Origin of the sequence: Rhodococcus sp. WS3 (assembly GCF_003797085.1) — a bacterium.
Taxonomy (GTDB): Bacteria; Actinomycetota; Actinomycetes; order Mycobacteriales; family Mycobacteriaceae; genus Rhodococcus_F; species Rhodococcus_F globerula.
In genome coordinates this window covers 397771-421952 of the sequence record NZ_RKMA01000001.1, presented here as the reverse complement: position 1 = coordinate 421952, position 24182 = coordinate 397771, and the positions used below count along the sequence as shown (strand labels likewise).

At 63.5% G+C, this 24182-nt stretch carries 24 protein-coding genes; 14 read left to right on the top strand and 10 right to left on the bottom strand.

All coding sequences use genetic code 11. The features are described 5' to 3' along the window. The first annotated feature begins 28 nt into the window (after positions 1-28). On the top strand, positions 29-658 hold the full coding sequence (locus EEB13_RS01875) for a maleylpyruvate isomerase family mycothiol-dependent enzyme (RefSeq protein WP_141484481.1): 630 nt from the start codon (positions 29-31) through the stop codon (positions 656-658). On the opposite strand, the gene EEB13_RS01870 is transcribed toward EEB13_RS01875, so the two are convergent. From EEB13_RS01870 to EEB13_RS01860, 3 genes are read right to left on the bottom strand one after another with little or no spacing between them, the layout of a single operon-like run. After that, positions 644-1888: a glycosyltransferase family 4 protein gene (locus EEB13_RS01870; RefSeq protein WP_033231082.1), complete on the bottom strand. Its 1245-nt coding sequence runs from the start codon at positions 1886-1888 to the stop codon at positions 644-646. The genes EEB13_RS01875 and EEB13_RS01870 overlap by 15 nt on opposite strands. After that, positions 1885-3420, bottom strand: a complete 1536-nt coding sequence (locus EEB13_RS01865) for a glycoside hydrolase family 57 protein (RefSeq protein ID WP_141485515.1) — start codon at positions 3418-3420, stop codon at positions 1885-1887. Before EEB13_RS01865 ends, EEB13_RS01870 begins: the two co-directional genes overlap by 4 nt. A gap of 29 nt (positions 3421-3449) precedes the next feature. Continuing rightward, positions 3450-4259 carry a class I SAM-dependent methyltransferase gene (locus EEB13_RS01860; protein ID WP_045070389.1) on the bottom strand — a complete coding sequence of 270 codons (810 nt, stop codon included), beginning with the start codon at positions 4257-4259 and terminating at the stop codon, positions 3450-3452. Between the two features lie 247 nt (positions 4260-4506). Here EEB13_RS01860 and EEB13_RS01855 point away from each other — a divergent pair, with 247 nt between their 5' ends. From EEB13_RS01855 to EEB13_RS01815, 9 genes are all read left to right on the top strand, one after another. Then, entirely contained in the window at positions 4507-5307 is an 801-nt protein-coding gene (locus EEB13_RS01855) for an electron transfer flavoprotein subunit beta/FixA family protein (protein ID WP_033231080.1), read from the top strand. Positions 5308-5355: 48 nt separating this feature from the next. Beyond that, positions 5356-6312: an electron transfer flavoprotein subunit alpha/FixB family protein gene (locus tag EEB13_RS01850; RefSeq protein ID WP_045070388.1), complete on the top strand. Its 957-nt coding sequence runs from the start codon at positions 5356-5358 to the stop codon at positions 6310-6312. A gap of 135 nt (positions 6313-6447) precedes the next feature. Then, the gene (locus tag EEB13_RS01845) at positions 6448-7278 is read left to right on the top strand and encodes a GNAT family N-acetyltransferase (protein WP_045070386.1); all 831 of its coding nucleotides are present in this window, start codon (positions 6448-6450) and stop codon (positions 7276-7278) included. Next, the gene (locus tag EEB13_RS01840) at positions 7275-8132 is read left to right on the top strand and encodes a lysophospholipid acyltransferase family protein (protein WP_045070384.1); all 858 of its coding nucleotides are present in this window, start codon (positions 7275-7277) and stop codon (positions 8130-8132) included. The genes EEB13_RS01845 and EEB13_RS01840 overlap by 4 nt, the downstream gene beginning before the upstream one ends. A 44-nt stretch (positions 8133-8176) precedes the next feature. Continuing rightward, positions 8177-9406: a cysteine desulfurase family protein gene (locus EEB13_RS01835; protein ID WP_033231476.1), complete on the top strand. Its 1230-nt coding sequence runs from the start codon at positions 8177-8179 to the stop codon at positions 9404-9406. Then, entirely contained in the window at positions 9406-10518 is a 1113-nt protein-coding gene (gene mnmA, locus EEB13_RS01830; RefSeq protein WP_033231077.1) for a tRNA 2-thiouridine(34) synthase MnmA, read from the top strand. Before EEB13_RS01835 ends, mnmA begins: the two co-directional genes overlap by 1 nt. Next, positions 10515-11537 carry a methionine synthase gene (locus tag EEB13_RS01825; protein ID WP_045070381.1) on the top strand — a complete coding sequence of 341 codons (1023 nt, stop codon included), beginning with the start codon at positions 10515-10517 and terminating at the stop codon, positions 11535-11537. The genes mnmA and EEB13_RS01825 overlap by 4 nt, the downstream gene beginning before the upstream one ends. A 105-nt stretch (positions 11538-11642) precedes the next feature. Beyond that, positions 11643-13682 carry an NAD-dependent DNA ligase LigA gene (ligA, locus tag EEB13_RS01820; RefSeq protein ID WP_202026010.1) on the top strand — a complete coding sequence of 680 codons (2040 nt, stop codon included), beginning with the start codon at positions 11643-11645 and terminating at the stop codon, positions 13680-13682. A 53-nt stretch (positions 13683-13735) separates the two neighbouring features. Then, positions 13736-14224, top strand: coding sequence for a GNAT family N-acetyltransferase (locus tag EEB13_RS01815; RefSeq protein WP_033231074.1), 489 nt, complete (start codon positions 13736-13738; stop codon positions 14222-14224). Between the two features lie 55 nt (positions 14225-14279). On the opposite strand, the gene EEB13_RS01810 is transcribed toward EEB13_RS01815, so the two are convergent. After that, on the bottom strand, positions 14280-14930 hold the full coding sequence (locus EEB13_RS01810; protein ID WP_033231073.1) for an ACT domain-containing protein: 651 nt from the start codon (positions 14928-14930) through the stop codon (positions 14280-14282). Between the two features lie 254 nt (positions 14931-15184). Between EEB13_RS01810 and gatC the strand changes: the two genes are divergently transcribed. From gatC to EEB13_RS01790, 4 genes are all read left to right on the top strand, one after another. Continuing rightward, positions 15185-15484 carry an Asp-tRNA(Asn)/Glu-tRNA(Gln) amidotransferase subunit GatC gene (gatC, locus tag EEB13_RS01805; RefSeq protein WP_033231072.1) on the top strand — a complete coding sequence of 100 codons (300 nt, stop codon included), beginning with the start codon at positions 15185-15187 and terminating at the stop codon, positions 15482-15484. Further along, the gene (gatA, locus tag EEB13_RS01800) at positions 15481-16962 is read left to right on the top strand and encodes an Asp-tRNA(Asn)/Glu-tRNA(Gln) amidotransferase subunit GatA (RefSeq protein WP_045070375.1); all 1482 of its coding nucleotides are present in this window, start codon (positions 15481-15483) and stop codon (positions 16960-16962) included. The genes gatC and gatA overlap by 4 nt, the downstream gene beginning before the upstream one ends. Positions 16963-17157: 195 nt before the next feature. Next, positions 17158-18285 carry an NDMA-dependent alcohol dehydrogenase gene (locus EEB13_RS01795; RefSeq protein ID WP_033231475.1) on the top strand — a complete coding sequence of 376 codons (1128 nt, stop codon included), beginning with the start codon at positions 17158-17160 and terminating at the stop codon, positions 18283-18285. Between the two features lie 72 nt (positions 18286-18357). After that, positions 18358-18888, top strand: a complete 531-nt coding sequence (locus tag EEB13_RS01790) for a hypothetical protein (protein WP_045070373.1) — start codon at positions 18358-18360, stop codon at positions 18886-18888. Here EEB13_RS01790 and EEB13_RS01785 read toward each other — a convergent pair. The 6 genes from EEB13_RS01785 to EEB13_RS01760 all read right to left on the bottom strand — a co-directional run bounded on the left by EEB13_RS01785 (position 18862) and on the right by EEB13_RS01760 (position 24064). Then, complete coding sequence (locus EEB13_RS01785) at positions 18862-19551, bottom strand: hypothetical protein (protein ID WP_045070370.1); 690 nt, start codon at positions 19549-19551, stop codon at positions 18862-18864. The genes EEB13_RS01790 and EEB13_RS01785 overlap by 27 nt on opposite strands. Beyond that, on the bottom strand, positions 19548-20180 hold the full coding sequence (locus tag EEB13_RS01780) for a hypothetical protein (RefSeq protein ID WP_052683624.1): 633 nt from the start codon (positions 20178-20180) through the stop codon (positions 19548-19550). The genes EEB13_RS01785 and EEB13_RS01780 overlap by 4 nt, the downstream gene beginning before the upstream one ends. Further along, on the bottom strand, positions 20177-20968 hold the full coding sequence (locus EEB13_RS01775; protein WP_045070368.1) for an ABC transporter ATP-binding protein: 792 nt from the start codon (positions 20966-20968) through the stop codon (positions 20177-20179). The genes EEB13_RS01780 and EEB13_RS01775 overlap by 4 nt, the downstream gene beginning before the upstream one ends. Beyond that, complete coding sequence (locus tag EEB13_RS01770) at positions 20961-22046, bottom strand: FecCD family ABC transporter permease (RefSeq protein WP_095886526.1); 1086 nt, start codon at positions 22044-22046, stop codon at positions 20961-20963. Before EEB13_RS01770 ends, EEB13_RS01775 begins: the two co-directional genes overlap by 8 nt. Then, the gene (locus EEB13_RS01765; RefSeq protein ID WP_045070363.1) at positions 22027-23190 is read right to left on the bottom strand and encodes an ABC transporter substrate-binding protein; all 1164 of its coding nucleotides are present in this window, start codon (positions 23188-23190) and stop codon (positions 22027-22029) included. Before EEB13_RS01765 ends, EEB13_RS01770 begins: the two co-directional genes overlap by 20 nt. A gap of 187 nt (positions 23191-23377) precedes the next feature. Then, positions 23378-24064 carry a GntR family transcriptional regulator gene (locus EEB13_RS01760; protein WP_033231065.1) on the bottom strand — a complete coding sequence of 229 codons (687 nt, stop codon included), beginning with the start codon at positions 24062-24064 and terminating at the stop codon, positions 23378-23380. Positions 24065-24182 lie beyond the last annotated feature (118 nt).

Here is a 24182-nt window from a genome sequence, read left to right as displayed (position 1 = left end):
AGCGTGACGCTCGGGAGGGGAGTGCGGCATGAGTGAACAGACACCCGATTGGGTTGTGGAGCACCGACGCGAGTTGGTGACCTTCCTGGACGGTCTCACCACTGCGCAATGGGACACACTCTCGCTGTGTGAGGGGTGGCGTGTGCGTGAAGTGGTCGCGCACATCACCATGCCGTACCGTTATCCCGCTTCGCGATTCGTACTCGAAATGGTGAAATCGCGCGGCAACTTCAACCGCATGTCCAACCGCCGTGCAGTCGCGGACGCACGCGATTTGACCGAGCAGCAGCTGCTTGGCTCCCTGCGCGAGCACGTCGCATACCCCTGGAAGCCGCCCGGTGGCGGCTTCGACGGGGCGCTGTCTCACGACGTCATTCACGGCCAGGACATCCGCGTTGCCCTCGGCGACGACTACGTCGTACCGGAGGACCGCCTCAGTCGTGTTCTGGGCGGCTTGTCACCTAAGAACGTGAAGTACTTCGGCGCAGACCTCGAAGGCGTGCGTCTGCGCGCTGACGACCGGGACTGGGAATTCGGCGCAGGCGCCGAAGTGCACGGCGCCGCACAGGACTTGCTGATGGTGCTGTGTGGCCGCATCCTGCCGCCGGGCCATCTGCTCGGCGACGCGCGGATGCGGTTCACGTCAGCGTCCGGGTAGGGGGCGCTCCGGAATCACCGGGCGGGCCAGGGGATGGCGCACCCGACGCTTGGCTCCCGCGTACACGTGCGCGGTTTCCTCGGCCACTTGGTGCCAGTCGAAGTCCGAGGTGAGGCGCGCCCGCGCTGCGACGGCGCGTTCCTGAGCGCCCGCCGGATCGTCGAGCACTTCGCGTACGGCCGACGTCAGTCCCGCGACATCGCCGGGTTGGAACGACATGCCGGTTACGCCGTCGACAACGGCTTCGCCCAATCCACCTGCAGTAGAGGTAATCAGCGGTGTACCGGCTGCTGCGGCTTCGAGAGCGATGATGCCGAACGGTTCGTACCGTGACGGCAGAACTATGGCGTCGGCGCCGTGCAGCCAACTCAGAAGCTCGGAGTGGTCGAGGTTGCCGAGAAAGTTGACCGACCGCACGACGCGATGGGTGCGCGCCTGTTCGGCGAGCCAGCCGAACTGCGTGCCCTCGCCCGCGACAGCGAGTGTGGTGCCGGGATGGCTACGACGGATTCGCGGCAGCGCAGCAATAGCGTCCTGGACACCTTTCTCGTATTCGAGGCGTCCGACAAAGAGTAGTTTCGGTGGCCCCGACCTCGGTGCACGTTCGCGAAAGTTCCACGTGGTCAGGTCAATTCCGTTGCGGATGACCGTGAGCGGCGGCAGTGAAGGGCCGTAGAGCTCGGTAACCTCGTCCTGCATTGACGCGGAACATGTTATGAGAGCGTCGGATTCGTTGGCCAGCCACCATTCGACGGAATGGACCTGACGGTTGATGCGTCCGGAGATCCAGCCGCTGTGCCGGCCGGCTTCCGTGGCGTGGAGCGTGGAAACCAGTGGCACGTCGTAGAATTCGGCCAAGGCGATTGCGGGGTGAGCGACCAGCCAGTCGTGGGCGTGAACCACGTCAGGCTGCCAGCCTTCGCCGACGCCGGGCTTGTGCAGCGCCGTTCCGGCTCTGACCATCGCGTGACCCATCGCGAGTGTCCAGGCGAGCATGTCCTCGCCGAACACGAAGTGTGCTGGGTCCTCGGCAACCGCGACGACTAGCACGCCTTCGGAGATGTGCGTGACCGTCGGGTGCGTCGACGCGTCGGTACCGGACGGACGACGCGACAGAACAACCACCTCGTGCCCGGCCGCGGCCAGTTCGGTGGCGAGATGGTGGACGTGCCGACCCAGTCCGCCGACCACAACCGGGGGGTATTCCCACGAAACGATGAGAATTTTCACGAGATGCTCCCGTTTGCCAGTTCGCTCTGGCGCAGACGCCGTGCGTCGAGGCCGGGGAACAGGCCGTCCGCGCGATTCCAGCCGTCGGCGAGGCGGGTGGCAACCGCATCCCTGCCGGAGACCACGGCGTCGGCGATCTCCCTGGTTGCGTGAGCGTGCTTGTGTGCGCGTTCGCGCGCATACCCCGCTGCGGAATCCTTGCTCACCATGAACGCCCAATCGCTCGACACTGTCATCAGTGTCTCCCGAAGCACCTGATCGTTTACCCGGTTTCGCAGTTCCGGACGTCCGGGGACATTGTCGTGCCCACGAGACTTGTCCACCGCATTCAGTGCCGTGTCGACAACTTCGGTGTTGAGTTGCACGAGATCACTGACCTGATCGCCCGCCCACACTCGCCAGTCCTTGCCAGATCCCCACGACGAATCCTCCAGTTGCACAGGCTTACCCACGTATCCGGCGGCCTGCGCATCGCCTAGGGTTCCGACGCGGATGCCCGCCTCTGGTAGGGCGCGCAGAACCTTTTCGAGCCACTGCGGACCCTCGTACCACCAGTGCCCGAACAGCTCGGTGTCGAACGCCGCGACCACCAGTGCGTCGCGCCCGATGCGCGCGGATTCCGATCGCAGTCGCGCACGGACGGCCTCGACGAAGTCGGTGACATGCTTGTCGACGGCGGCCGCTGCGAGGTCCGGATCGTAGGGAGCCTTGTCAGCGGAGTCGACCGTTCGGCCGGTGACCCGGGACGGTTTCAGGCCGGTCTCGTGGTCGTACGTGTGGAAATCGCGGTACGCGCCGTGGCCGGGATATCCGGATTTCGGAGACCAGACGCGGTAGCTGACCTGCAGGTCGCGGCCGAAGGCCACAACATCGGAGTCGCGGACCGGGCGGCCGAGGGTGGTGTCACCGCGCAGGGCAGGGCCGTCGACCATGAAGTGTGTGACGCCGGCTTCGGCGTACCCACGTTCCATGCCGGGGGTGTACCCGCATTCGGGTCCCCAAATGCCGGTGGGAGTGTGGTTCCACCGCGCCTGAGCGTCGGCGAGGCCCTCGCGGAGGGAGAACGCGCGCAGCCGAGGATCGAGAAGCGGCTGGAACGGATGAGCCAGCGGGCCCCCGAGCAATTCGAAGGCGCCGCGGTCGATGAGATCGCGGAAAACCGGGGAAGCGCCGTGCTGCCAACGGGTTTCGAAGTCTTCCAATGCTGCGGCAGACGCACGGTGCTCGCGCGTGCCGAGTTCACGGTGCGCCGCGTCGGGCATCCCGGCCGCTTCGTGCGCGCGGATCTGCCAATTGCCGAGCCAGTGGTGCATCCCGGCGAGGCAGTGTGGATCGTCGAGCTGTGCCGCGAGTACCGGCGTGATTCCCAGCGTCAGAAGGTTGGATCGACCTTCGTCGGCGAGGCGTCGTAGCGCCGCGGTGAGGGGGAGGTACGACCCGGCCCACGACTGGTAGAGCCATTCTTCGCCGACGGGCCATCGCCCGTGGTTGGCGAGCCACGGCAGGTGCGAGTGCAGGACCAGGGCGAACATCCCCGGTTCTCGGACGGGTGTTGCGTTACTCACTCGGCAGGATCTTTCACTGCGGGGTCTTTGACAGCGGCGTCTTTCACGGCAATTGCGACGAGGTCGAGGCTTGCGTCGATGTCGGGGACGGCGAGCGTGAAGTCGTCCACGGTGATGCCTTCGACGTCGCGGGTCAGGTCCGCCGGCCATGGCTCACCGGCGAGGGCACGGTCGATCTGCGCATTGATGAACGATCCGCCGTGTTTGGCGTCGAGGTCCTTCAGTCGCGGGCCGTGATGGACACCCGTCATGAGTTGGACGCGGAATCCGGCGTCTACCAGGAGTTCCGTCATCTCGTCTGCGTTGAGTTCGCGGGTGTGAAACGGGTTGAGCGGTGTGTCCCGGCCCGGGGAGAAGGTGATCCGATTGGGGGTGCTGATGAGAAGTTCGCCGCCAGGAGCCAAGACTCGGAAGCACTCGCGCAGGAATTGTCCCTGGTCCCACAGGTGCTCGATTACCTGGAAGTTCACTACTACGTCCACCGAATTGTCTTCGAGTGGCAATTCGGCGAGATTGCCGTGGACCATCTCGACGCGGGGGTAACGAGCGCGGACGTGTTCGACGGCGGAGATGTCGTAATCGAGACCGGTGACCTTGGTGGCGACATCGGCAATCATGTTGGCGCCGTAGCCTTCTCCGGAACCGGCTTCGAGCACGCGGCGATCGGTGCAGCGTTCCAGCAACGCGCGGTAGACAACTTCGTGGCGCCGGAACCAGTAGTTCTCCTCGGGAATTCCCGGCACAGTTCGTTCGCCCGTCAGGGGCAGGGGTGCGTCCTCGTGGTTGCTGACACTTGTTTCACTCACCTCTGGGAGATTAGTGCCAAACGGATAGAACGTGTTCACGTGGTCCAGATCACAGCGATAATTTGCACTCCGTGCCGTTATGGTGAGGGTGGTTCCACGTTAAGTTACCGACGGGTAACTTAACGTGAGGTAATCTAACGCACAGCCGACGTGAGACGAGAAATCCATTTGCGGAATCCCTCGGCCTGCGCGTAGCAACACAGACGATTTATCAGGTGAAATACACACAGGAGGTCGACGAAGACCCATGACGAATATCGTTGTTTTGATCAAGCAGGTCCCCGACACATGGTCCGAGCGCAAGCTGACCGACGGCGACTACACGCTTGACCGTGAAGCCGCAGACGCAGTGCTCGACGAGATCAACGAGCGCTCCGTCGAAGAAGCACTCCTCATCAAGGAAGCTCAGGGCGGTGAGGTGACGGTGCTGTCCGCAGGCCCCGACCGCGCCACCGACGCTATCCGCAAGGCACTGTCGATGGGCGCCGACAAGGCTGTCCACATCAACGACCCCGCGCTGCACGGATCCGACGCCATCCAGACCGCGTGGACCCTCGCAGCCGCACTCGGACAGATCACGTTCGAGAACGAAGAGCCTGCAGACCTGATCATCGCCGGCAACGAGGCCACTGACGGCCGTGTCGGCGCTGTTCCGGCCATCATTGCCGAGTACCTGGGCATTCCGCAGCTCACGCAGCTGCGCAAGCTCGTCGTCGCTGACGGCACCGTCACCGGTGAGCGCGAGACCGACGAGGGCGTTTTCGGCCTCGAGGCTTCGCTGCCCGCAATCGTCTCGGTCACCGAGAAGATCAACGAGCCGCGCTTCCCCTCCTTCAAGGGCATCATGGCCGCGAAGAAGAAGGAAGTTCTCGTCTACACACTGGCCGACCTCGGTGTCGACCCGGAGACCGTGGGTGTTGCCAACGCCGGCACGACCGTGACCTCCTCCACTCCGAAGCCCCCCCGCACCGCTGGTGAGCGCATCGCAGACGAGGGAGACGGTGGCACCAAGATTGCCGCGTACCTCGTCAGCAACAAGGTCATCTGATCGCGCCCTTCTAGGCAACCAGCAGAAAAACTCAGGGAGAGTTAAGTCATGGCAGAAGTACTTGTGCTCGTAGAGCACGCAGAAGGTGCGCTGAAGAAGGTCAGCACCGAACTCATCACCGCTGCACGCGCACTCGGTGAGCCGTCGGCAGTTGTCGCCGGCCCCGCCGGCACCGCAGCCAAGCTCGCCGACGCACTGGCAGCAGCCGGCGCAGAGAAGATCTACGTCGCCGAGTCCGACGACATCGAGGGCTACCTCGTCACCCCCAAGGTCGACGTTCTCGCCGCACTCGTCGAGTCCACCAGCCCCGCAGCGGTCATCACCGCAGCCGGCACGGAGGGCAAAGAGGTTGCCGGTCGTCTGGCCGCACGTCTGGGCTCCGGTCTGCTGACCGACGTCATCGAGATCAAGGCCGACGGAACCGGCGTCCACTCCATCTTCGGTGGCGCGTTCACCGTCGAGGCCAAGGCAAACGGCGACGTCCCCGTCTACTCGGTTCGCCCGGGTGCAGTCGAAGCAGCTCCGCAGGCCGGCGCCGGCGAGCAGATCGCTGTCGAGGTTCCGGCTCAGGACGAGAGTGCCGTCAAGGTCACCTCGCGTGAGCCGATCGTCGGTGGCGACCGCCCCGAGCTCACCGAAGCCAGCGTTGTGGTTTCCGGTGGACGTGGCGTCGGCAGCGCCGACAAGTTCTCCGTCGTCGAAGAGCTCGCCGATTCCCTCGGCGCAGCAGTCGGCGCTTCGCGTGCGGCTGTGGACTCGGGTTACTACCCCGGACAGTTCCAGGTCGGTCAGACCGGTAAGACGGTCTCCCCGCAGCTGTACATCGCACTCGGCATTTCCGGTGCCATCCAGCACCGCGCCGGCATGCAGACGTCCAAGACCATCGTCGCGGTCAACAAGGACGAAGAGGCACCCATCTTCGAGATCGCCGACTTCGGCATCGTGGGCGACCTGTTCAACGTCGCACCGCAGCTCACCGAGGCTGTGAAGGCTCACAAGGGCTAAAAAGCACCACCTGCTGTGCGCCCTTATCAACCCCCAGCGGTTGATAAGGGCGCACAGTGCTTTATTCACCCGGCCTGCATCGGCGCGTCACTTTGCTGATGCCGCGCCGTCGCGTCCGGTCGATAAACCTGGCGCATGACAATTACGTCAGTCCTTCGCCCCGCGAGTGACAATCTCGGCCGTGAGGTCGCCGCGCCGAGATATTCCCTGATCGTCTCCTCCGACCGTGAACATCGAGTGGCCGCGCAGCGCCTTCGATACCGGGTATTCGTCTCCGAGCCCGGATTCTCGATTCCCGCTTCACCTTTCGAGCTCGACGCAGATGCGTTCGACGATTTCTGTGACCACATCCTGGTCTACGACGATCTCACCGGCGATTACGTCGGGTGCTACCGCATGCTCACCCCGGATGCCGCGGCCAGAGCAGGTGGGTATTACACCGCAACGGAATTCGATATCTCGGCTATCGATCCGGCGGCGCGCCGAGTGGTCGAGATGGGCCGCGCATGTGTCGATCCGGCGCATCGCAACGGATCGGTACTCGGACTCATGTGGTCCGGGATTCTGCAGTACCTCGAACTGACCGGCCACGAATGGGTGATGGGGTGCGTCTCCGTTCCGATCACCCCGCACCCCGGTGCCGTCCCCGGCGCGGATGTGCGCGGCGTCCGCGATTTTGTGTTGAACAAGCACGCCAGTCCGTTGGAGAGGCGGGCCGTTCCCCGAAATCCTGTCGTTCTCGGCGGCCGCACACTGGATCAGATCGCACCACCCGCACGCGTGACCATGCCACCGCTGCTGCGCGGATATCTGCGCATGGGCGCAGTGATCTGCGGTGAACCCGCCTACGATCCCGCGTTCGGCGTCGCGGATTTTGTTGCGCTGCAAGGTCTGCACTCGGCGAACAAGAGGTACCTCGATCGGCTTCGATCGGCGGCGTCTACCCAGCAAGGGCTCGCGGGATGACCCCGTACTGGGTGCCGTCGAGCCCCTGCGGCGACGGGTGTCTGCCGTCCGATCCGGCACGTGTGTCGAATGTCACGGTAGGGATTCGAGCGGTGATGGTCGGCTGCGCGTTGCTGACTGCGCCGATCCTGTCAGCGGGCTGGTTGCTGCCGCGAACCTGGCGGGCCCATCTGCAGCGTGCGTACTCACGCCTGCTGCTCCGCTGCCTCGGCATGAAACTGAGCGTCGACGATCAGCGATTGGGCAGGCCTGAACCGGACGGGGTAATGGTGGTCGCCGGCCATGTGTCCTGGACGGACGTACTGGTTGCGAGTGCCGTTGCGCCCGCGAACTTCGTCGCCCGGGCGGATCTGCTCGAGTGGGCGGTCCTTGGATCGCTGGCACGTCGGATGCGAGTTGTGCCGATCGATCGCGCTCGGCTGCGTGAGCTGCCCGAAGTCGTCGCAGCTGTGCGTGAGCGCCTGGAGCGAGGCGTGCGCATCATGGTCTTTCCGGAGGGAACGACCTGGTGCGGGCGGGCGTACGGCGGATTCCGCCCGGCGATGTTCCAGGCCGCGGTCGATTCGCAGTGCCCGGTCCAGCCCATGGCGATCCGGTACGCCAACGCCGACGGCTCCCTGTGTACCGGCCCGTGTTTTGTCGGCAGCGAGACGATCGGGCAATCCATCGGGCGAATCCTGCGTCAGAAAAGTGTGGAGGTCGAGGTCCGATTGGCGCCGCTCGAAGAGGCAGGGGAGTGCAGGCGCGAGCTTGCGGAGCGGTGTGAGCGGGCAGTACGCGGCACAACTGCTCTGGTGCCCGATCTGGAGATGCGGATCACCGCCGCGCCGGAAGATGTTCGCTCAGCCGGGTAAGCGGCGCGAAGCGAGCTGCCGTGCTGGGCTATCCTGGTCAGGCCATGACTCTGCCTGCACACCGTGTTGACACCGCATTTCCGGTGTACCTCGATCATGCCGCCACCACACCGATGACGGCAGCTGCTATCGAGGCGATGACCGATATCTTCACAACCGTGGGCAATGCGTCCTCGCTGCACGGCTCCGGCCGTGCTGCGCGCCGCCGTGTCGAGGAATCGCGCGAGTCGATCGCGGCCTGCCTGGGCGCTCGGCCGTCGGAGGTCATCTTCACGTCCGGCGGTACCGAGAGTGACAACCTCGCAGTCAAGGGAATCTTCTGGGCCCGCCGCGACGCCGACCCGAGGCGCAACCGAATCCTGGCGAGCTCGGTAGAGCACCACGCGGTTCTCGACACCGTGGAGTGGCTCGAAAAGCACGAGGGTGCCAAGGTCACCTGGTTGCCGGTGGACGCCAACGGAGTAGTCGACCCGCAGACCCTGCGAGACGAGTTGTCGGTGCACGCCGACGAGGTTGCACTCGTCACGATCATGTGGGCGAACAACGAGGTCGGCACCGTCATGCCGATTCTCGAATTGGCCGAGATATCAGCGGAATTCGAAATCCCGATGCACAGTGACGCAGTCCAGGCCGTTGCCCAGTTGCCAGTCGATTTTGCCGCGAGCAAGCTCTCTGCTCTGAGTATCGCGGCACACAAGTTCGGCGGCCCGCACGGCGTCGGCGCACTGCTGCTGGGACGTCAGGTTCCGTGTGTGCCGCTCCTGCACGGCGGCGGACACGAGCGTGATCTTCGTTCGGGAACCCCGGATACCGCGGGCGTGGTGGGCATGGCCGCGGCGCTGCGCGAGAACACCGCGCACATCGATTCCAGTGCACGGGAATTGGCGGAACTACGCGATCGTTTGATCGAGGGTGTTTTCCGGATTCTTCCCGAATCGGTACTCAACGGCCCGACCGGTTCGGACCGTCTGCCCGGCAACGCGCACTTCACTTTTCCCGGCTGTGAAGGGGACTCGTTGCTGATGCTCCTCGACGCTGCGGGTATCGAATGCTCCACCGGTTCGGCGTGCACCGCAGGTGTTGCCCGGGCCAGCCACGTGCTGATCGCGATGGGCGTAGAACCGTCGACCGCGCGGGGTTCCTTGAGATTTTCACTCGGACATACGTCGAGTGTCACCGATGTGGATGCGCTCATCGCAGCGCTGCCACAAGTAGTAGAGCGCGCTCGGGCCGCCGGTCTTGCCGGTGCCGGTTCGCGTGGAGGGGATCGCTGATGCGAGTACTCGCAGCCATGAGCGGAGGCGTCGACTCCGCCGTTGCCGCCGCCCGCGCAGTTGCCGCCGGCCATGACGTCGTGGGAGTTCATCTGGCGTTGTCGACGGCACCTGGCGCTTTGCGCACGGGTTCGCGTGGATGCTGTTCCAAGGAAGACGCGGGCGATGCCAGGCGCGCCGCCGACGTTCTGGGAATCCCCTTCTACGTCTGGGACTTTGCGGATCGCTTCAAAGAAGACGTGATCGACGATTTTGTGGCGTCGTACGCCGCGGGTGAGACGCCTAACCCGTGCTTGCGCTGCAACGAGAAGATCAAGTTCACCGCTCTCGCGGATCGCGCGGTTGCGCTCGGATTCGACGCCGTTGCCACGGGCCATTACGCCCGCCTCGAAGACGGCGTTCTGCGCCGCGCAGTCGACTCCGACAAGGATCAGTCGTACGTCCTGGGAGTTCTGACAGCAGCGCAGCTTTCGCGCGCTATGTTCCCGATCGGCGACACACCGAAGGAGCAGATCCGCGAAGAGGCCGCCGAGCGCGGACTTGCCGTCGCGAACAAGCCGGACAGCCACGACATCTGCTTCATCCCGACCGGTGACACCCGAGCATTCCTCGGCGCCCGGATCGGTGTTCGCCCGGGAAGCGTCGTCGACGCCGATTCGGGTGAGGTCCTGGCAGCACACGACGGCGTGCACGGCTTCACGATCGGTCAGCGTAAGGGACTGGGCGTCGAAGGTCCGGCGGTGGACGGACGCCCGCGGTACGTCACGTCGATCGAACCCGAAACCGGCACTGTCCGAGTCGGTTCGGCCAAGAATCTCGATGTGTGGGCGATCACGGCGCAGCGTGCGATCTGGACGTCCGGTCAGGCCCCCGAAGGCCCGGTCGAGTGCATGGTGCAGGTTCGGGCTCACGGCGGACTGGCGCAGGCAGTGGCAGAGGCAGTCGACGACGGCACTTCAGGCGGCGGCATCACGATTTCCTTGCGGGAACCGCTGACGGGTGTCGCGAAGGGGCAGGCAGTGGTTTTGTACCGTCCCGACAGTGAACTGGGCGATCAGGTACTCGGCAGCGGCACTATCGCCGGAACCGAATCCGAGCCGAACACACTGTGACACAGCAGGTTTCCATCGGTGGCCTGGTCACCGGAATCGGATCCTGGCCGGGCACGGATGCCCGGGAAAGTGCCGCCACCATCCTCGGTGAGCTCGGCGGGTTTCCGCACCTGGTGGAACTACCGGCACGCGGTCTCGGCGCAGACACAGTGGGCCGAACCGGTGCCGTCCTCGTCGACATCAACCTCGACGCGTCGACGCGCTCGTACCGGGTTGTGCCCCGGCGCGGCAACATCGCCAAGCGCGCCGAGGATTTCCTGAACCAGGATCTCGACGCTCTCGAGGAAGCCTGGGAAGCAGCGCGGCTGGTCGGCGGAGATCACGTGATCAAGCTGCAGGCTGCCGGCCCGCTGACACTCGGCGCCGAGATCGAGGTCGCAAACGGTTCACGTGTGCTCGTGGATCGCGGAGCACTGCGTGACATTGCCGAATCGTTGGGCGAGGGGTTGGCCCGCCACGCCGCCGAGGTGACCCGCCGCACGGGTGCCCGCGTGATCGTTCAGCTCGACGAACCGCAGATGACTGCTGTGCTCGCCGGGTCTTTGCCCGGACGCACGAGAATGGAAAGTGTTCCGGCACTCCCCGAACCGGAAGCCCTGGCGATTCTGGACTCGGCCATCGAGGGCTGCGGATTGCCGACCATCGTGCACAGTTGCAGCGCGGACCTCCCGTGGGATCTGCTGCGACGCAGCAAGGCGAGTGCCGTGAGCTTCGACCTGTCCCTGATTTCCTCGCGCGACTTGGACGGCATCGGCCAGTTGTTCGATGCCGGCAAGCAGCTGGCGTTGGGTCTGGTTCCCTCCACGGCGCCCGAGAAGCCGCTCACGTGGAAAGAACGCGCAATGCCTGCCGTGACGCTGATCGACCGTCTCGGGTTTTCGCGGGAGCTGCTGCAGACTCAGGTGGCGGTGACCCCGCGATGCGGTCTGGCCGGCGCCGGCCTCGACTACGCCCGCACGGCGCTGAAGGTGTGCACCGACGTCAGCAAGGCCTTGGTGGACGATCCGTCGGCATTCTGACTCGCGGTGCTTTTCTGTCGGTGAGAACCGATATTCTCTTGTCTTGTGAGTGAAACCACCGAGGGAACCGTGCAGCCTGCGCCCAACGAGGCGCGTGAGCAGTGGATGGAGCTGGCCGAGGAGGTCCGTCAGCATCAGTTCCGCTACTACGTTCGTGATGCACCGACCATCTCGGACGGCGCATTCGACACACTGCTCGGTCAGCTCAATGCCCTCGAAGAGCAGTATCCGGACTTGCGGACTCCTGACTCACCGACTCAGTTGGTGGGCGGCGGGTTCGCAACGGATTTCACCTCGGTCGATCACCTCGAGCGCATGCTCAGCCTCGACAACGTTTTCGACGAGTCCGAACTGCGCGGCTGGATTGCCAAGGTAGAGCAGGAAACCGGGCCGGATCTGCACTACCTGTGTGAAGTCAAGATCGACGGCGTTGCGCTCAACCTCGTCTATGAGAACGGCAAGCTCGTGCGGGCTGCCACCCGTGGAGACGGCCGCACGGGCGAATTGGTCACGCTCAACGCGCTCACCATCAACGACATCCCGGAATACCTCACCGCGACGGACGAGTACCCGATCCCCAGCGTGCTCGAAGTGCGTGGTGAGGTGTTCTTCCGCCTCGAGGACTTTGCCGCACTCAACGCGTCGTTGGTCGCGGAAGGCAAGGCGCCCTTCGCAAACCCGCGAAACTCTGCCGCCGGATCGTTGCGCCAGAAGAATCCCGCGGTGACGGCGCGTCGACGCCTCGGCATGATCTGTCACGGTTTCGGCCGCATGGAGGGCTTCGAGCCCGCGTCGCAGTACGACGCCTATGTCGCGCTCGCCGCGTGGGGTCTGCCGGTGTCGACGCACACGTCACGCGTTGTCGGGGCGGACGCCGTCGTGGACAAGATGAAGTACTGGGGCGAACATCGCCACGACGTCGAGCACGAGATCGACGGCCTGGTGGTCAAGGTCGACGAAATGTCGTTGCATCGCCGTCTCGGCACCACGTCACGAGCGCCGCGTTGGGCGATTGCGTACAAGTACCCGCCCGAGGAGGTCACGACCAAGCTTCTCGACATTCGCGTCAGCGTCGGACGAACCGGACGTGTGACGCCGTTTGCGTACATGGAACCGGTAACGGTAGCCGGTTCGACTGTGTCGTTGGCCACGCTGCACAACGGCAGTGAGGTCAAGCGCAAGGGTGTGTTGATCGGTGACACCGTGGTGCTGCGTAAAGCGGGCGACGTCATCCCCGAGGTTCTCGGACCGGTGGCCGACGTCCGCGACGGCACCGAGCGCGAGTTTGTCATGCCGACGCATTGTCCCGAGTGCGACACATTGCTGGCGCCCGCAAAAGAGGGCGACGTCGACGTGCGCTGCCCCAATCAGCAGCACTGCCCGGCGCAGCTGCGTGAGCGGGTGTTCCATGTTGCCGGCCGCGGGGCCTTCGACATCGAGGTGCTCGGATACGAGGCTGCGACCGGTCTTCTCGAAGCGAAGGCCATCGACGACGAAGGTGATCTCTTCTCACTCGACGCCGACACTCTGATCGGTGTGCCGATCTTCCGGACCAACGCCGGAGCGCTCTCGGCAAACGGAAAACGCTTGCTGGCCAACCTGGATTCGGCCAAGGACAAGCCGTTGTGGAGAGTGCTTGTGGCACTGTCCATTCGGCATGTCGGTCCAACGGCGGCGCGAGCGTTGGCGGGGGAATTCGGTTCGCTGCAACGCATTCGGGAAGCGTCGATGGAGCAGTTGGCAGCTGTAGACGGCGTCGGTTCCACGATTGCCGCCGCAGTGGTCGAGTGGTTCACGGTGGACTGGCATCAGCAGATCGTGGACAAGTGGGCGGCCGCTGGAGTGCGAATGGAGGACGAGCGAGACGATTCCATTCCGCGCAACCTCGAGGGCCTCTCTATCGTGGTCACCGGTTCCCTCGAGACGTACTCCCGCGATCAGGCGAAGGAAGCGATCCTCGTGCGCGGCGGTAAGGCAGCCGGTTCCGTTTCGAAGAAAACGGCGTTTGTGGTTGTCGGTGAAGCACCGGGTTCCAAGCACGACAAGGCGGTCGAATTGGGCGTGCCCGTGCTCGACGAGGACGGCTTCCGTCGGTTGCTCGAAGGTGGCCCGGACGCGGTAACACCCACCGAATTGGACGAATAACTACTTCGCTTTGCGATTTCCGAGTTCGGTACGCAGGGTGCAATAGTGACGCCATGATCGAGATTCGCGAAATCCTCCCCAACGAGTTCGACACCGTAGGGGAGCTGACTGTGCAGGCTTACGTGGGTGGCGGATTTGTTGCCGAAGGAACCCCGTACGCGGAGCGTCTGCGCGACACGGCAACTCGGGCGCAGGACGGCCGAGTGCTGGTCGCGGTTCTCGCTGACCGCGTTGTGGGATCGCTCACCGTGGCAGAACCGGGAACGCCGTTCGCGGACGTAGCGCAGGCCGGCGAACTCGAATTCCGCATGCTCGCAGTCTCACCCGATGCTCGCGGATCGGGAGCGGGTACGGCTTTGGTACGCGCCGTGATCGCCGAGGCGTACGACCGTGGCGATCACTCGGTGGTCATGTCGACTCAACCGGAGATGGTCGATGCGCGTCGTATCTACGATCGCAACGGATTTGTCCCTGACCCGGACCGGGCGTGGGAACCGATCCGGGGCATGGAGCTGACCGTCTTGGTGCGCGACCTGGCCTGAGTAGTAACCCAGAGCTGTAGTAACCCAGAACGGTAATAACCCGGAACTGTAGTTGTCAGCTCAGAACTGTCGCGATGATCCCGGCGAGATAACCCAGCCGGGCAATCTCCGACGGCCGGAATTCCGGCCCGCCGGGGCGTCCGAGCATCAGGACTCGACCGCCCGAACCCAATGGTGCGGCGGCGAGGCTGGTGTCCATGTCGCGCCACACCTCGGGCACCCAGTCGGCTTCACCGTCGAGGACTGCCGGCTTCTCGAGGGGCATCCACGGGACCTCGGTGGCGTGAGTTTCGGGTGCGCCCGAGCTGCCGACCACCCGATATGCCCCTTGCGGGCCGATGTCGACGATGACGGACCAACCCACTCTCAGCACTCGCGGGGCGCCGTCAACGAGTACCTGGAGGCGATCGTCCTTTGCGGTGGCGACTGAGTCGATGAGTTCGAGCTCACGGTGGGTGTCGAGGATTCCCGCGTACGGACGGATGGAATCCACCGATACGCCGGGAAGATGCTCGGCTGCCGTGATGAGTGTGTCCGGTAGCGCTCCCGGTTCGACGTCGACAACAAGATCGTCGATGGCAAAACCGTCGCCTCGCTCTACGACGTCGAGGGAGAGAATGTCGGCTCCGACGGAACCCAGTGCGACGGCGAGTGCGCCGAGGCTACCGGGACGGTCGGGCAGACTGACGCGGAGCAGGTATGACACGTTCGTCCTTTCGCTTTCGGTTGTCGCCCGGGTCGTGGTGACTCGCGCTGTACGTCATCTTTGCACTTGTCGCCGTGTCGATGGTCGGCGCCGCGGCCCCGTCACGCCCGCTGTACGAGGTTGTGACATGACCGAAACACTTCGGTCGAACCGGACGTGGCGGTGGACACGCGAGGCGCGACTACAAGTGTGCTGAGCCGAGCAACTAGGCTGGACCGGCAATGAATACGTCCTCTTCCGAAAGGGGCCCCGCGGTGCCTGCCATCTCCCGTGACGAGGTCGCGCACCTCGCGCGGCTGTCCAGACTCGCACTGTCCGACGCAGAACTCGACGAGTTCGCCGGTCAGTTGGATTCGATTCTCAACCACGTCAAGGTGGTCACCGAGGTTGCGGCCGACGACGTTCCGCCCATGGCGAACCCCAATGCCGTCACCAACGTCACCCGACCGGACGTCATCGTGCCGGGGTTGACCCCGGATCAGGCGTTGTCCGGTGCACCCGCAGTCGAACAGGATCGCTTTGCCGTTCCGCAGATCCTTGGAGAGGGCGAATGACCGCCGACCTGACAACGCTGGACGCCTCGGTTCTGGCAGACAAGATCCATTCGCGTGAGGTGTCCTCCGTAGAGGTCACCCAGGCGCACCTCGATCGCATCGCTGCAGTCGACTCCGAGTACCACGCCTTCCTGCACGTCGCCGGCGATCAGGCGCTCGAAGCCGCTGCTGCCGTCGACAGCTCCCTGGCAGCCGGAAACGAGCCCGTATCGCCGCTCGCCGGTGTGCCGATTGCGCTCAAGGACATCTTCACCACCACGGACATGCCGACGACCTGCGCGTCGAAGATGCTCGAAGGATGGGTAGCGCCGTACGACGCGACCCTGACGAGCAAGCTTCGCGCCGCAGGCATTCCGATCCTCGGCAAGACCAACCTCGACGAATTCGCGATGGGTTCCTCCACCGAAAACTCGGCGTACGGCCCGACGCGTAACCCGTGGGACACCACGCGTATCCCCGGCGGCTCGGGCGGCGGTAGTGCAGCTGCGCTGGCGTCCCGTCAGGCACCGTTGGCCATCGGCACCGACACCGGTGGATCCATTCGCCAGCCGGCCGCAGTCACGGCAACCGTCGGCACCAAGCCCACGTACGGAACCGTCTCGCGTTTCGGTCTTGTCGCGTGTGCGTCGTCGCTCGATCAGGGTGGCCCGTGTGGTCGCACCGTGCTCGACACCGCGCTGCTGCACGAGGTCATCGCCGGACACGATCCGCGCGACTCCACGTCTATCGACGCTCCCGTGCGTCCGGTGGTTGCCGCGGCTCGCGAAGGTGCCAACGGAGACCTGCGCGGCGTCAAGGTCGGCGTCGTCAAGGAGCTGCACTCCGACAGCTACCAGCCCGGAGTCATCGCGTCCTTCGACGCGGCTGTCGAGCAACTGAAGGCTCTCGGCGCCGAGGTTGTCGAGGTGTCGTGCCCGAGCTTCGAGTACGCGCTCGCGTCGTACTACCTGGTGCTGCCCAGTGAGGTCTCGTCCAACCTGGCGCGCTTCGACGCGATGCGTTACGGCATGCGCGTCGACGACGGCAACATGAGCGCCGATCAGGTCATGGCAGCCACTCGCGCTGCCGGCTTCGGTCCGGAGGTCAAGCGCCGCATCATGATCGGCACGTACGCACTGTCCTCGGGCTACTACGACGCCTACTACGGCTCAGCCCTGAAGGTTCGCACTCTGATCGCTCGCGATTTCGACAAGGCGTACGAGCAGGTCGATGTTCTGGTCTCGCCGACCAGTCCGTTCACGCCGTGGAAGTTGGGGGAGAAGGTGGGCGATCCGCTGGCGATGTACCTCTCCGACCTCTGCACCCTGCCCACCAACCTGGCCGGCCATTGCGCCATGTCGGTGCCGTCGGGTCTCTCGGCGGACGACAATCTGCCTGTCGGTCTGCAGATCATGGCTCCGGCCATGGCGGACGAGCGTCTGTACCGTGTCGGTGCGGCGTACGAAGCAGCGCGTGGCCCGATCGGTACCGCTGTCTGAGCGAAGATCTCGTGCTTTCGACAATGCCGTCACTAGTTTCTCGGTGGCGGCATTGTCGCGTCTGAAGGTGATCGTCTGAGCGCCGATATTTTCGGCCCCCATCGGGCACACTCGTAGGTGGAGTGTGATCGGGGACACAAGTCCCGATTCGGTCCGTCGTCGTCCGTGCATCACGAATAATTTCGAGGAGTGCTGGTGAAGGTCAAGGCAGCAGTAGTCAAGGCGCCAGGTCAGCCGTGGGAAATCGAAGAGGTCGATCTGGGTGATCCGATTTCCGGAGAAGTGCAGATTCGGCTTGCCGCATCGGGGCTGTGCCATTCGGACGAGCACTTGCGGACGGGTGCAAGCCCGCTTCCCTTCTATCCTGCCGTGGGTGGGCACGAAGGTGCCGGAGTGGTGACCAAGGTGGGACCGGGCGTTACGAGCGTCGTCGAAGGTGATCACGTTGTACTGGCGTTCATTCCGGCGTGTGGACGCTGTCCGTCATGCGCAAAGGGATTGCAGAATATCTGCGACCAGGGTGCGGGTCTGCTTACCGGACAATCGATCTCGGATAATTCGTACCGAGTCACCCTCGATGGTGAGCCCGTCATTCAGATGTGCCTGCTCGGCACGTTCTCTCCGTACGTGACGGTCAACGAGTCCTCGGTGATCAAGATCGAGAAGGACATCCCACTCGACAAGGCAGCGCTGCTCGGCTGTGGCGTCGCGACCGGTTGGGGATCGGCGACGGCTATCGGCGGCGCAAAGGTCGGTGACACGGTCGTGGTTATCGGAGTCGGCGGTGTCGGCATCAACTCGGTGCAGGGTGCCGCGTCTGCGGGCGCGCGCTTTGTTGTTGCGATCGACCCGGTTGAATTCAAGCGGCAGAAGGCCAAGGAATTCGGCGCAACTCATACCTTCGCCTCGCTCGAGGAAGCTATCCCCGCGATCGGTGAACTCACGTGGGGCAAGATGGCCGACGTCACCGTGATCACTGTCGGAGAGATCCACGGCGACATCATTCAACCTGCCCTCAGCGCCACGGGTAAGGGCGGTCAGGTTGTTGTGGTCGGCATGGGCCACTACGCCGATTCGCAGGTGACGCTCAGCCTGTTCGAGCTGACACTGCTGCAGAAGCGCTTGCAGGGAGCCATCTTCGGCGGTGTCGGTCCGCGTTCCCAGATTCCGAAGCTGCTCGATCACTACCGCAGCGGCGCACTCAAACTCGACGAGTTGGTGACCAACACCTACAAGCTCGAGGAGATCAACGAGGGCTACGCCGACATGCTCGCGGGAAAGAACTTGCGCGGCATGATCATTTACACCGAGGACGATTACTGATCTTTCACTGTCCTTGACTCGGGCTCTCCGGCAGTGGTGCCGGAGAGCCCGATTTTCTGCAAGGATTCTGTCATGACCAACAGCCTCACGGTGATCGATCAGGGAACGACCTTGGACTTCACCTTCGCCGACGCCCTGCGCTACCACGGACCTTTGGCGCCCGGCGGTGTTGCCCACGCCTACAAAGTGCTCGAACGGGCACTCGGAGTCCTGGGGCAGGATGAGCCCGTCGAGCGGCGCGAGCTTGTTGTCACAACATCGCACGGTGGCCCTGGAGTGCGGGACACTGTCGAACTGGTCACTCGCGCAGTCACCGAAGGTCGATACACCGTCGACGGCTCCCTTGCTCGCCCCGAGCGGGGAATTACGCTGGAACTGTACGTATTCCAGATCGACTACCGCGATGAGAGTGTCACGCTGATCCTGCGTGAGGGCTTCGTCGTGGACGAATTCATCGAGCTGTCACGCACTCCCAGCCGAAGCGCCGAAGCAGAGGCCCGGTTGGTGGTGCTCAAGCAGGAGATGACTGATCGAGTTATGGCGCAACCGGCCGACGAGGTCTACGACGTAGTGCCGTCAGGTGTGATCGACCCACCGCAGTAGCGCGTAGAGGAATCGCGTCGAACCCGGCATGAAGTTGTTGCCGTGGTGGTACGTCGGGTCCAGCGTCGTGGCGATGATGCGGCCGGGAGTCGAGGTGGTGTCCTCGAACAGCATCATACCGGCGTCACAGGGGTTGCCCTCCGCGTCGGGTTCTTCCGAGATCAGCAGTGGCACAACGTCCGCGTCGGTGTGAAGCAGGCCGTGGTGGTGCCAGATCACAGACTTCGTGGTGAGATATTTCCACGATTCGTGATCGTGGCTGCGTGTGCGGATCAACGGGTCCTCGCCGGTTCGCCACCACCAGAAGTTGGTGGGACGCGGGCTCCAGGTCACACCGGGAAGCCATGTGTGCGCGGCATTCTCACCGAGGACGACGAGGGTGCCACCGCGTTCGGCGACAGCGAGGAACTCGGCGGCGTGCTTGCGGAGAAGCTCCGGATGCAAACGATCGGCCAGGATCAGCGTCGTGACGTCGTCGAGATCGCCGGGCTGCAGATCAGCGAGGTAATGGAAATCCGGCTGGTGCGCGACAACGGCCGGATCCTCGAGGGTCTGCAGATGAAAATGCGAGCCGCCGTGCACCAGAGCGAGATTGCGCGTGGACAGGGGAGCGCGGTCGGTGCGGTTGAATGCTTCGAGGGCGGTTTCGTTGAGTATGGTCATCGGTTTTCCGTTCGGTCGAGCTGGGCAAGCCAGGACAGCAACTGGGGGTAGACGCGTGCCGACGTATTCGGATCGGACTGGAACACCGCCAGATCGATTCCTCCGTGCACCAGCACCTCGCCCTTGCCCAGTGGGTAGACGTAGTCGACCGGCAGTCCGTGGCGGCCGATGTAATTGGTGACGATGGCGTTGTCCGGAAGTTTCTGGCTGTAGCCACGCCCGTAGAAACCGGAGACTTCCTTGCGGAAACTGAGATCGGCCGGGTCGACACCTGCCCACACGGGGTGCGGGCTTCCGGCGGAGATTGCCAGATCTTTGGGGCCGGAGTACTGCAATTTGCGCCACTGTCCCAGGCCGGGAAGGAAATCCGTCAGGGGATGCCCCATGATCGCGATCCGGCCGCCGGCGGTGACGAAGTCCGTGAGGACGTCCTTGCGTCGTTCCAAGTAGATCTGATCGCAGTTGCCGTTGACGATGAGTCCGGAAACAGAAGTCAGGTCCAAGGCGTCGAGTTCGTAGAGGTCTACGTTGCGGACGACATCCGTGTCCGACGTGCCGCCGGCCATGCCGGCGTTGGACCCCATCACGAAGTGCAGAACCGGAGTTGTTGCGTGTAGCGCGGCGGTCATGTGAGTGAGCTTTCTGTGAGGCGAAGGTCGTTTCCGGCCGCCGCAAAATTGTCGTAGCGGGTGTAGACCACGGTGCGCGGATTCCCGCGGTCGTGGACCGTGTCGGTGGCGACATCGATGCCGTAGAGCCGAGAGAGGGTCTCACCGGTAACGAGGGTCGCTACCGGACCGACGACGATCTCTTCGGGACTGAACATCACTACGGCGTCGCCTCCCAGATGAAGTGGGTGATCGGGATGGTGGGTGGTCAGTAGGATGCCCATGCCTTCTGACGCGAGTTCGCGCAGAAGCTGGAGGACGTGCGCTTGGTTTCGCAGGTCGAGCGCCGAGACGGGTTCGTCCAGGATCATGAAGGTGCAGTCGGTGTTGAGTGCGCGCGCGATCAGGACCAGTTGCCGTTGTCCGCCGGACAGTTCGGTGAAGTTCGATGTCGCGAGGTGATCGATGCCGACTCGCTCGAGTACCGTACGGGTCTGGGCCACATCGGCTTTGCTGGGAACCCCGAAGGTCGACACCTTTTTCGCTCGGCCCATCAGCACCATGTCGAAGACCGAGTACGCAAAACTCGACGAGGTAGCTTGCGGAACGTAACCGATGTTCGGGTCGCGGACAACGCGGCCTTCCTGAGCGGTATTCAGCCCGGCAATGCAGCGCAGCAAGGTGGTTTTGCCCTTGCCGTTCGGGCCAAGGATCGAGGTGATCGAGCCCGACTCGATGGTGAGATTCGTGTGGCGAAAAACCCAGTCCCGTCCTGAATACCGAAACCCGAGGTCGATGAGCTCAAGCATCGATGAAGGCCCTTCTGCTCGAATTGCGAAGGAGAACAACAAAGACCGGTGCACCGATGATGGCCGTCAAGATGCCCAGTGGAATCTCGCCCGGACTGATCGTGCGTGACAGCGTGTCGATGACGGTCAGGTAGGCGGCGCCGAGAACAAACGTCGTCGGCATCGAGACCCGGTGATCCGGGCCGACCCACAGCCTGGCCAGATGCGGTACAACCAAGCCGACCCAGCCGATCACACCGGACACCGCCACTGCGCCGGCCGTCATGAACGCCACCATGACCAGCAGCAGCATGCGCAGGCGGTGCGGTTTCACGCCGAGTGACGCGGCATCGTCGTCGCCGAGCGAAAGGATGTTCACCCGCCATCGCAACCCGAGAATGACCGCGCTGCCGAGAAGGATGGGAACAGCGGCGATTGCCACCTTGCCCATGTCTGCGGTGGCCAGGGAACCCATGAGCCAGAACACGATTGACGGCAGCGTGCTGTACGGATCGGCGAGGTACGTGATCAACGAGACAAGCGCCGAGAAGAACGCACTGGTCACCACGCCACCGAGCACGATCATGAGAATCGAACTGCCGGAACGGGTCTTTCCGATCGCCATCACCATGATCAGGGCGGCGATACCGAAAATGAATGCACCGCCGACCAAGAAAGCTGAACCGAGACCGAGCATCAGGACAAGGACTCCGCCGAAGGATGCGCCGGACGAGACGCCAAGGACCTGAGGGCTCACCAAGGGGTTGCGGAATACGGCCTGCAGTGCGGAACCGCCCAGTGCAAGACCGCCACCGACAAGCATTCCGAGCAGAAGTCGCGGGAATCGTACGCCGAGAACAACTTGCGACTCGACATCGGTCCACGTCTGCTCGAGCGGGATGACCCGATCGATGAGGATGCGGGCGACCTCGTTGACGGGGATCGTGTAGCGGCCGATGGCCAGAGCTGCCAGACCGATAGCGAGGATGCCGAACGTCAGGATCAGCGGAACGGTGAAAGCCCGGTACCGGGAGGGCCTTCCGGCAGTTTTCTCGCTACCGGAAGGTACCGCGTCCGACTCAAGCGCGGAACGAGTCATATCCGGCGCTCACCTGGTTGGACTCGAGGTGCAGGATGCGATCGATCTCGGCGTCGGAAACGTCGTAGGCGTACAACGAGGTGTACGTCTGACGAATACGATTACGCAGATCGAGATCGAGTTTCGCTTCGGGATAGAAGATTTCAGCGACCCAGAGCCACATCAAGTTCGACTCGTTGCACGGCGGGTCCCACGAGAATCCGCCGATGGGCGCCTTGTAGACGCGCTTGTTCTTCACGGCGCTCAGGGATGCCCAGTTGGGGTCGTCGTAGATATCCTGCGGGATTGCTGCGTCGAAGTTTCCGAGAACCAGGACCTCGGGATCCCACGTGAGGATTTGTTCCTTGGTGACGGCGACGCTGGTTCCCTTTCCGGCGCCCCTGGCAACATTCTTGCCACCGGCGAGGGTGATCCAGAAGTCCATGTACGTGTTGTCGGCCGAGACCTTGGTTTCAGGGGTGCTGTAGAAGTACATCGCTCGCGGCGCCGTGGCGGTGTTTGCAGCGGCAATGGATTCGACGGTCTTGCGGTCGGTTGCCATGCGCGCGAGGATTTCCTGCGCTTCGGCTTTCTTGTCGAGGAGGTCTCCGAAGATGTTGATCCAGGCTTCGAGGTCTTCCTGCGTTCCGTACTTTAGGAGGATGACTTTGAGACCCGCGTTGCGCAGCGGCGCCACGATGTCGTCGCCCTTGTCGCCCCACTGGATCACGACATCCGGGTTGAGTGAGAGGATCTGCTCGACGTTCGGAACGAAGTCGGGTCCGGAAACAACTGGGGTATTGAGGAATTCGGGGAACATCACCCCGAGCATGCCGTTCTTGGCCAGCGAGATCGCACTCGAGTTGACGCCGACATTGCGCGAGATCGACTGATCGGAGCCGGCAATCATCGACGGAACCGGAATGATCGCGGACGCGATGCGGCCGACCGGGGTGTCGAAGGTGATCGTGTTCTGGTACTGATCCACGACGGTGAACGGACCGCTTGTGGCGCCGGTCGACGCCGTCTCGGATACCGGTGCCCGAGAGGAGCAGGCGGTAATACCAAATGCGCCGAGTGCTGCCGCTGCGATGCCCATCGAGCGGATGAGTTGGCGCCGCGTCAGGGCACCGGCAAGAGGGGAGGGGGTGTGCTTCGGGGGCATGGTTTCTCCGAAAAGACTTGGCGTGGTGATGGTTATCGAAAACTGAAACAATTTCTAACAGGAATTAAGCTAGCATATCCTTACTAAGGGTTGACTTGCCTAATTATGTGGCGCGATAGACATGGCAAAGACCGCCCGGTCCGTCCGATGGACGGTCGAGCGGTCGTGGTGTCGGTAGTTTCTCCGGTCAGCGACCTGCAAACATCTTGATGCGCTGCTCGCGACTACGTTCGAGGTGAGCCCGCATATGTTCACGGGCGGACTTCTCGTCGCGACCTCGTATTGCCGTCAGGATGTCTTGGTGCTCGGAATTCAGTAGATCGGGTTCACCGTAGTTGGAGGGCGGTCCGCTGTCGTAGATCCGCAGTTGGGTGGTCAACCTGATCAGGAGTGACGTGATCGTCGCATTGTGTGCGGACTGCCAGAGTGCTTCATGGAACTTGAAATTGCCGGCCCGAATCGCTGCGCCGTCAGTGGCTGTGCAGCACTGGTCATGAAGACCTTCGAGGCGCGCAAGGTCCAACTCGGTGTGTCGCAACGCAGCTGCCCCGGCGGCCTCGGACTCCAAAGCCACTCGCGCAGCATAGATTTCGATGACGTCTTCGGGTGTTCCGGATCGCACCCGGAAGCCGCGGGCGGCGCGCTCGAGAAGTCCGTCGTGCGCAAGCCAATTGAGGGCTTCCCGGATAGGTGTGCGCGAGGCACCGTAGGTTTCGCACAATTGCGTTTCGTGAAGCGGGGCGCCCTGGGCAAACTTTCCGTCGAGGATGTCGGCCCGCAACCGAAGGTACTGGCGGGAAGTCTGGTCGGAACGTCCCAGTGCCGCCTCGGGCACCAGTAATTCTGCGCTGGTCGTGGTTTCCTCGACGCCCATGTTTCCCCGTTCCTTCTCCGTGAGTGAAGCGCGTTTGATTATGCCACCGACAACGCATGAGTACTTGCGTATACGCTAGTACTCACTTAAGTTCGTGGGCGTTGGTTTCAGTTCGCTT